Raw genomic sequence first — 8,407 nt, 5'->3', positions numbered from 1 at the left:
CCTCAATCGCACCGGCGGGGCCCGCCACGAGGCGAAGCTGGTTCGGGCGGTGGAGACCTTTACCGACCTGCAGGTCTTGGGGGTTTTGGGCAACGACCCGGCGCTTTCGCTCGATAGCGGACATCTGGGTTTGGTGCCGCCGCCTCCGGCGGTGGTGGATGGCGCCGACGATGACAAGACTTCGAAGGCGAAGATGGATCTCGCATCCGAGTCCCTTTCCCGTCGGTTGCGTCGATTGGCCCAAGCGATCGAAAGGGGGGTCGACTTGCCCCGACTTCTCGATGCATCGAGGGCAAGGGGGGATCGCAAGGAGGAGTCGATCGCCGTTGCCGACGAAGCCCGGCCAAGACAAGAATCGGCGGCAACGGCGCATTCGAGCGCTTTGGGCGCATCGGAGCGAGTGACGACATCGTCTTGCGCCGGTGATATTCGCATCGCCGTCGCATGGGATGCCGCTTTTCGTTTTTACTATCCGGGCGATCTGGAATCGCTGGCAAGGGATGGCTCGGATATCGTCTTTTTCGACACCCTGCGTGATTCGCACCTGCCCGAGGTCGATGGCATCTTCATCGGCGGCGGTTTTCCCGAAAGGGCGCTGGCGGATCTGGAGGCCAATATCGCTCTGCGGCGTACGCTGCGCGAGCGGATCGCAAAGGGGCTTGCAGTCTATGCGGAGTGCGGGGGGTTGATGTATCTCGCCCGCGGCATTCATACCGAGGGGCGAAAGGCGGAAATGGTCGGGGCGATCCCCGGCGATATTCGAATGCATGCGCGTCCTCGAGGGCGAGGCTATGCCTTGCTCTCACCGACCGGATCCGCTCCTTGGCAACCCGCAGGAGACGATCCCCTGCCGGCTCACGAATTCCATCATTCGAGCATCGAGAACCTCCCGGCCGAGGGTTGGGATCATGCCTATCGGGTGCGGCGCGGATACGGTCTCGACGGAGAGAAAGACGGCATCGTCATCGGCAATCTCCTTGCGAGCTATTGTCATCTGCGCGATGTGCAAGGGTGTCGATGGACCCGTCGATTCGTCGATTTTCTGCGCAGGCGAAAGATCGCAGATGCCGCCGAGCGCAGCGCGCTTCCCGAGCGGGATGGCATCGGTTCGCGGTTCGCCAAGCCCTCGATCGGCGGTTCATCGCCGAATGCGGCTCCCGCCGGGGCTTGCGAGAATCCGAGGAGTTAGGCGCATGTTCACCATCACGCGCGCCGCGGCAAAGCGAATCCGCAGCGATGCCCTCGTCGATGATCGAGTCGAGCTCGCGCTTCGGGTGGCGGCCGAGCGCGCTCCGGATGGCGGTATCGAGTACCGCATGGGTTTCGACGAGGTCACGGCGCGAGATATTTTGCTGAGCACCAACGGTGTCGATGTGGTGCTCTCCCAAGCGGACAAGGCGCTGCTGAATGGGACGGTGCTCGATTATGTGGAGATCGAATCGGGCGAATATCGCTTCATCTTTCTCAATCCCAACGATCCGCATTACCGGGCGCCGAGCGAATGATCGAGGCTATCGAAGCGTCATGAATCGATCGAGCGATATCCCCTCGCCAAGCGCAGCAAGCCCCCTCGCCGCTGCCGATCCATCGATCGAGGCGAGCAAGGAACCCTCCTCGATATCCGGCGAGATGCCCGGCGACCTGCCCCCATCGCAGGCTGCGTCTTCGGATACATCTACATCGCGGGATACCTCGCCGGATGTCGCTCTCCCGGATATGCCGGAGGGTCCGCGCACGGTTTTCGCTCGCCTGATCATGCCCGCCGACGATTGGGCGCGCGAGGGGGCGTCGGGCGGGCCGCGCACCTTGCATTTGCTGATCGCCTTGTCGCTCGTTGCGATCGTCGTCGCCGCTGCCGCCGCCTTGGCCGGATATCGCGGTCTCCTGTCGGCGGCTTCGGCCTTGAATCTGATTTTGGCGGCGTTGATCGTGGCCGCGCTGGCGGCCCTGGGCACCCTGCGCAAGATCAGGCGCGATCTGCATGAACCGCTGGTCGCGCTCAATCGCTGGGCTTTGGGGATGTGCTCCGGTGACTTCTCGACGCGGATGGCGATCCCAAAATCCCATCCATCGACCCGAGGAGCGGTGCAGACCTTGGCGTTTCATGTCAACCGACTATCGGAGGCCTTGGAAGGGCTGGCCGACAATATGGACGAGGTGGTGTGGTGTCAGACCGAGGGTCTGCGCGAGAAAAACGCATCGCTGGAACTTTTATACGAAGTTGCGGCCTCGGTCGCTCGGCATGATTCTTTGGGCGATGCGCTGCATGATTCGACCCAAGCGCTGATGCGAAAGGTCAAAGCATCGTCGGCGCTCATCGCCTTGAGGAATGCCGACGGAGCACTCGAAACGATGGTTCGGATCGGCCCCGAGCCCCGAGATCCCCCGAGCCCTCTCGATGAGGCTTCCAAAGAGACCGGGGGCGTCGTTTTGCGCATCGAGCTGGATCATCAAGGAGAGAATTTCGGCGTGATCCGGCTTTCGGGCGAGGAATTCGTCATGTTCGAAGGCCGCCAAGGGGAGCGGCTGCTTGCCAGCGTGGGGAATCATTTGGGGATGATGGTGGCCAAGGCGCGCACCGACGAGGAATCGAAGTCGCTTTCGATCATTCGAGAGCGAGCGGCGATCGCCCACGAACTGCACGATTCTTTGGCCCAGACCATTGCCGGATTGCGGGTGCAGACCAATCTCTTGGCGGATTCCCTTGCCGCCACCGGCAGCGTTCCTCGCGAGTTGGCCCGGATTCAATCATCCCTCGACGATGCCAATGTCGACTTGAGGGAGTTGATCGCCGGGTTTCGCGCCCCGATGCGAAAGCGCGATCTGACCATGGTGCTCGAGGAGATCGCCGGACGTTTTCGCGCCCGCAGCGGTATGGAAGTCCATCTTCGGATCGAGGGCGATTTGCCGACGCTCGCTCCCGCAGCCCAGTTGCAGGTCGTGCGCATCATCGGGGAGGCCCTTGCCAATGCCGGGGCCCACAGCCAATGTCGCCTGGCCCGGGTATTGGTGCGCAAGGAGGGCCGAATTTTCCGCGTTCTCGTGGAGGACGACGGCAAGGGTTTCAAAATCCCCTGCACCGTCGACGGCGACCATATCGGTCTTTCGATCATGGAAGAACGCGCTCGCGAGATCGGGGGCGGTCTCGTCATCGAAAGCGAACCCGAGGAGGGCACGCGCGTGATACTGGAATTTCCGATAACCCCGGAGATCGTGGCCGAGGGCGAGCGCTGATGCACCCGGCCGAAAGCGAGGAATCGTCGAAAAACGCCCGCCTCGCTCATTCATCGACGAACGTTTCCTATCCATGACAGGTCAAAGGAAAAAAAGCGAATCACTGCCCTTGAGGGTATTGGTCATCGACGATCACGCTTTGTTTCGCGGAGGTCTTAGCGAGCTGCTCGCTCGCCGGGGGGTCGATGTCTGCGCTGCGGTCGGTAGCGGTCGGGAGGGGTGTCGGCTTGCCGCCGAGATCGATCCGGATGTCGTGCTGCTCGATCTGCGGATGCCGGATCTCGATGGATTGGCGGCCCTCGAGCGTTTGCACGAGCAAGGCGAGGATGAGCGCCCGGCGGTGGTGGTGTTGACCACCAGCAGCGATCAGGGCGATTTGGCGGCGGCGCTGCGCGCCGGGGCGCGAGGCTATCTGCTCAAGGACATGGATCCCGAGCGGCTCGTGCAATCGCTCGAAGCGATCTTTTCGGGGGAGATGGTGGTGGCGCCCGAGATGTCCGGAGCGCTTGCGAAAATCGTTCGAGGGGATAAGGATTCCGGTGGAGACGATCGTTTCTCGGCCCTGACTGTGCGCGAAAGGGAGATTTTGCGCCACTTGGCTTATGGGAAAAGCAACAAGGCGATCGCCCTCGACCTGGGCATCAGCGATGGCACGGTGAAATTGCACGTGCGGGCGATCCTTCGGAAGCTGGAGGTGCGATCGAGGGTCGAGGCGGCGGTGCTGGCGGTCGAGTCCCGCATCTTTCACGCTTGAAATCGGATCATGACTCGTCGATGGGAATCGAACGGGTATTACGAGATGGTGGCCGGATCCGAAAAACCATCGAGGCGAATCAAGCAGACTCCGTCGGATTTTGGCGTAATATCGTTGAAAATAGGCGATAAGCCCATATCGATGCGGTCGATCGATGACCGACATGCGCATCGTCGATGGGATTTTTCGATATTCGGTCGACGCCGACCGGTATCAGTGCAAAGCGGAGTGTGGGAATATGAAAGCGATCTTCAACAACACCGTCATCGGGATCGTCTTCTCGATGCTCGCCCTGGTTTCCCTCCCGGCTTTCTCCGATGCCCCTTGGCGGCTCGTCGAGGCCCCCTCGACCTTCGAGCGTTCTTGTCAGCATGCTTCCGGGGACGCAGGTGGGCAGGGATCGATGGCTGCGGGCACCGAGGAGGAAGAGGAAGAAGAAGACGAATACGAGGAGCCGGATTGCGATTGAGAAATCATTGCCCGTAGGCGGCATTTTTTTCGGATCCATTTCGGCATTTCGGGTTTTCCCTCGATTCGCGGCGATCGAGGGAGGGCGTGTGCGATCGCGTCGCGACATCATGGGACCATCGGGAGGTTATGGAATCATGTTCAAAGGACAACTTTTTATCGTGCTTTCGGGTGCGGCGGCTTTGCTTGCAGGCCTTGTATCCCCCGTCTTGGCGGATGATCCGGAGGTGAAGATCACCGCCGAGATCGCCTCGGTGGATATCATGCATGGCGGCGAGAGGGTCACCGTCATGCGCAATCAAGACGAGGCCAATACGGTCAATAAGGCTTTTGCCAAGACATCGCGCAAATGCCCGCCCTTTTGCATTCAGCCATCGACCCTCGCCCCCGGGGTCGAGACCATCGGCGAGGTGGAGATCCTCGACTATGCGAAACGCATGAGCGATGGGGACGATTCGATCGTCGTGATCGACTCGCGTACTCCGGATTGGGTGGAAAGAGGAACCATCCCCGGGGCGATCAACGTTCCTTGGACGTCGCTCAGTCCCGCTCGGGGTGCCGATCCCATCTCCATCGTCGATATTTTGGAGGAGGTCTTCGGGGTGCAAAGCAACGAAGGGCTGTTGGATTTTTCCCAGGCCAAGACCGCGGTGCTTTTTTGCAACGGCATGTGGTGCGGGCAATCCCCGGCGAATATCCGAACCCTCTTGAGATTCGGCTACCCGGCGGATCGCATCAAGTGGTATCGGGGAGGGATGCAGAACTGGGAGATCCTCGGGTTGACCACCGTCAAACCTTAAGGTTCGTTTACCCTCGTCGCCCTTCGAATGGAGTCGAGCTCCCCCGAGGATGGTCGGATCCCACCTCGGGGGAGTGTTTCTCGATCGGCATTCGCCATATCGACATCGCTTCGAATCCCTCGCCGATGCCTTATTTCGTCTATCGAGTTCGTTCTCGTCGAGTCATCGGGAGCATTCGCGATTTCGAGCGGATCGACGCTTTTTCGAACTATCGAGAGGCCCGGACCCTCGCTCGTCGCATGAGGCGAAAGATGGCCGCCGATGACACGAAAGCCGAGGATCTCGATGATGGGCAGGTGATCGCGATCCGGGTCGTTTTCGCCGCCGACGAGGCCCAGGCCGAGGGCTTGCTGAGCGAGCACCGCCCCCCTCGCCCCTTGGGGGAAGAGGCTTAGATCCGATCGTCTTCGATCTGCGCTCATCGAGACAATATCCACCGAGACGACGTTCGCCGAAACGACGCTCAATCAAAAGATAAGGAGGTTATCGATGGCGGAATTTCATCAGGAGCTCGATGCCACGGGGTTGAATTGCCCTTTGCCGATCTTGAGGGCGAAAAAGGCTTTGGGAAAAATGCAAAGCGGCGAAATCCTCAAAATCATCGCCACCGATCCCGGATCGGTGAAAGACTTCGAGGCCTTTTCCCGCCATACCGGTCATGAATTGCTCGAATCTGCGGAAGAGGGCGATCAATTCCTCTTTCGGTTGAAAAAGACCTGAGCCAAGATTCGAAAAAAAGATCGATCATCTTGCCGTGGGCGGGATTTGAAAGGGCGATCGCCGAAAAAAAATCGACATCGCCCCGAAAAGATCGTGCGCAGCGCCCGATATCCTTGATATGCAAAAAAGAGAAAGGACCGGGCGATCGATTTTCGAGTCTCTCGATCCTCGGATATCTTGCAAGGAGTCGATATCAAAGCACGACTTGATCGAGAAACATGACGAAAACGATATAGCGCAAAGCCTTTCCGATCCCGACCAAGACCAAGAAGGGAAGGATATGCACTCGCATCAGACCGGCGATCACCGTCAACGCATCCCCGACCAAGGGCATCCAAGCCAGCAGCAAAGACCAAACGCCGTATTTTCTAAACCATGCGCTCGCCTTTTCGAGTTGCGACCTGTTCGCCGGGAACCAGGATCGATCCCGCCAACGTTCGATATAGCGCCCCAATATCCAGTTGACGCCCGCCCCCGTCGTATTCCCGACGGTCGCGCTGACGACCACCCAATAAAGATTCGCCCCCGCGGCCAGTGCGGCCACCAAAGCGATCTCGGAGGCGAAGGGAATCACGGTGGCGGAAAGGAAACTCGACAGGAAAACGCTCAGATAGTGCATCGGGATATCATTGCCAGGATGACCGTCGATGGTATCTCGAAGGGATTTGATAGCGCGGATCGTAACGATCGGGAGGATTGTCGATGAAAGAGAATCGATTCGAACAAGACTTGGATCGCAATGCGGCGAATTTCGTGCCGCTCACTCCCGTCAGCTTCATCGATCGGGCGGCGCAAGTCTATCCCGATTATCCGTCGATCATCGACGGTGCCAGACGCTTTACTTGGGGTGAAACCTTCGAGCGTTGTCGCCGTTTCGTCTCGGCGTTGAAGATGCACGGGGTCGAAAAGGGGGATTGCGTTTCGATCATCGCCCCGAACATACCTGCGATCTACGAGGCGAGTTTCGCGGTGCCGATGCACGGTGCCGTGCTCAATACCATCAACACACGTCTCGATGCCGCCACCATCGCTTTCATCCTCGATCATGCGCAAACGAGGCTCTTGTTGGTGGATCGCGAATATTCCCAAGTGGTGATGCACGCACTTGAGAGCATGCAAGAAAAGCCCATCGTGGTTTCGATCGACGGCGGGGTCGAGCCGAAAGAGGGTGAGGGGATCGAAGGGATCGAATACGAGGATTTTCTCGCCGCCGGCGACCCCGAAGCCGCTTGGTGTTATCCGGATGACGAGTGGCGAGCCATTTCCTTGAACTATACATCCGGCACCACCGGCAACCCCAAGGGTGTCGTCTATCACCATCGCGGCGCCTATCTCAATGCCCTTTCCAATGTCGTGGTCTGGAATCTGAACAATCACCCGGTTTACCTGTGGACCTTGCCGATGTTTCATTGCAATGGCTGGTGTTTTCCGTGGACCTTGGCGGCGGTCGGCGGCACCAGCGTTTGTCTGCGCAAGGTTCAAGCCGGAGCGATCTATCGCGCGATCGACGAGGAGAGGGTTACGCATCTTTGCGGGGCACCGATCGTGATCGGGACCATCCTCGATGCGACCGAGGAAGAGCGCCGGGACTTTTCGCATCCGGTGCGGATCATGACCGCCGCGGCTCCCCCGCCGGCGGCGGTGCTCGCGCGCATCGAAAGCGAGGGTTTCGAAGTGACCCATGCCTACGGCCTGACCGAGACCTACGGTCCGGCGGTATTTTGTGCTTGGAAGGATGAGTGGAACGATCTGCCGGCGGATGAGCGAGCGCAGCGTAAATCCCGCCAAGGCGTTCGCTACCACGCCCTCGACGGTCTGCAGATCATGAACCCCGATACCATGCAGCCGGTACCGGCGGATGGAAAGACGCTGGGCGAGGTGATGTTCCGCGGCAATATCGTGATGAAGGGCTATTTGAAAAACCCGGCGGCGACCCGAGAAGCGCTGGCCGGGGGCTGGTTTCATTCCGGCGATCTGGGGGTGGTCGATCCCGATGGCTATATCAGGCTCAAAGATCGATCCAAAGATATCATCATATCGGGCGGGGAGAATATATCGTCCATCGAGATCGAGGATGTGCTCTATCGCCATCCGGCGATATCGGAAGCGGCGGTGGTGGCATGTCCCGACGAAAAATGGGGCGAGACGCCATGCGCCTTCATCACTTTGAGGCCCAACGCACAATCCCCGGATGCCAAGGAAATCATCGATTTTTGTCGCGAGCGGCTGGCACATTACAAGGTGCCTCGCCGCGTGGTATTCGGACCGCTACCGAAAACATCGACCGGCAAGATCCGCAAATTCAACCTACGGGAGCGGGCGGCGGCATTGGTATCGGATCGGCGGGCGTCATCGTCGTAAAAGAGGGCTCGTCGGCGGATATGGGGTTGGCCGCTATATAAAAAGGCATCGAGCGATCCCTTTCGCAGAT

At 59.5% G+C, this 8,407-nt stretch carries 9 protein-coding genes and 1 pseudogene; 9 read left to right on the top strand and 1 reads right to left on the bottom strand.

What is annotated here, in order from left to right; all coding sequences use genetic code 11:
* The 8 genes and pseudogenes from BF99_RS0104570 to BF99_RS0104525 form a co-directional block, all read left to right on the top strand.
* A pseudogene (locus tag BF99_RS0104570) lies at positions 1 to 1,189 on the top strand (hypothetical protein); the annotation flags it as partial.
* 4 nt (positions 1,190 to 1,193) lie between these two features.
* Positions 1,194 to 1,505 (top strand): HesB/IscA family protein, encoded by a 312-nt coding sequence (locus BF99_RS0104565; RefSeq protein ID WP_025769943.1) that lies wholly within the window; start codon positions 1,194 to 1,196, stop codon positions 1,503 to 1,505.
* A gap of 19 nt (positions 1,506 to 1,524) precedes the next feature.
* The gene (locus BF99_RS0104560) at positions 1,525 to 3,234 is read left to right on the top strand and encodes a sensor histidine kinase (protein ID WP_025769942.1); all 1,710 of its coding nucleotides are present in this window, start codon (positions 1,525 to 1,527) and stop codon (positions 3,232 to 3,234) included.
* Between the two features lie 73 nt (positions 3,235 to 3,307).
* Positions 3,308 to 3,988: a response regulator gene (locus BF99_RS0104555; RefSeq protein WP_051482779.1), complete on the top strand. Its 681-nt coding sequence runs from the start codon at positions 3,308 to 3,310 to the stop codon at positions 3,986 to 3,988.
* Positions 3,989 to 4,226: 238 nt separating this feature from the next.
* Positions 4,227 to 4,457, top strand: coding sequence for a hypothetical protein (locus BF99_RS0104545; protein ID WP_156013161.1), 231 nt, complete (start codon positions 4,227 to 4,229; stop codon positions 4,455 to 4,457).
* A 136-nt stretch (positions 4,458 to 4,593) separates the two neighbouring features.
* Positions 4,594 to 5,256 carry a rhodanese-like domain-containing protein gene (locus BF99_RS0104540; RefSeq protein ID WP_051482782.1) on the top strand — a complete coding sequence of 221 codons (663 nt, stop codon included), beginning with the start codon at positions 4,594 to 4,596 and terminating at the stop codon, positions 5,254 to 5,256.
* 125 nt (positions 5,257 to 5,381) lie between these two features.
* Positions 5,382 to 5,651, top strand: coding sequence for a hypothetical protein (locus BF99_RS0104530; protein ID WP_025769938.1), 270 nt, complete (start codon positions 5,382 to 5,384; stop codon positions 5,649 to 5,651).
* A gap of 94 nt (positions 5,652 to 5,745) precedes the next feature.
* Entirely contained in the window at positions 5,746 to 5,976 is a 231-nt protein-coding gene (locus BF99_RS0104525; protein WP_025769937.1) for a sulfurtransferase TusA family protein, read from the top strand.
* Positions 5,977 to 6,169: 193 nt separating this feature from the next.
* Here BF99_RS0104525 and BF99_RS0104515 read toward each other — a convergent pair whose 3' ends face one another.
* Positions 6,170 to 6,595, bottom strand: a complete 426-nt coding sequence (locus tag BF99_RS0104515) for a YqaA family protein (protein ID WP_025769935.1) — start codon at positions 6,593 to 6,595, stop codon at positions 6,170 to 6,172.
* An 83-nt stretch (positions 6,596 to 6,678) separates the two neighbouring features.
* Between BF99_RS0104515 and BF99_RS0104505 the strand changes: the two genes are divergently transcribed.
* The gene (locus BF99_RS0104505) at positions 6,679 to 8,337 is read left to right on the top strand and encodes an acyl-CoA synthetase (RefSeq protein WP_025769934.1); all 1,659 of its coding nucleotides are present in this window, start codon (positions 6,679 to 6,681) and stop codon (positions 8,335 to 8,337) included.
* Positions 8,338 to 8,407 lie beyond the last annotated feature (70 nt).

It is taken from the genome of Thioalkalivibrio sp. HK1 (genome assembly GCA_000583135.1).
In the GTDB taxonomy this organism is placed as follows: Bacteria; Pseudomonadota; Gammaproteobacteria; order HK1; family HK1; genus HK1.
Note: the sequence above shows the minus strand (reverse complement) of the source record. Positions and strands in the feature narration are given on the sequence as shown.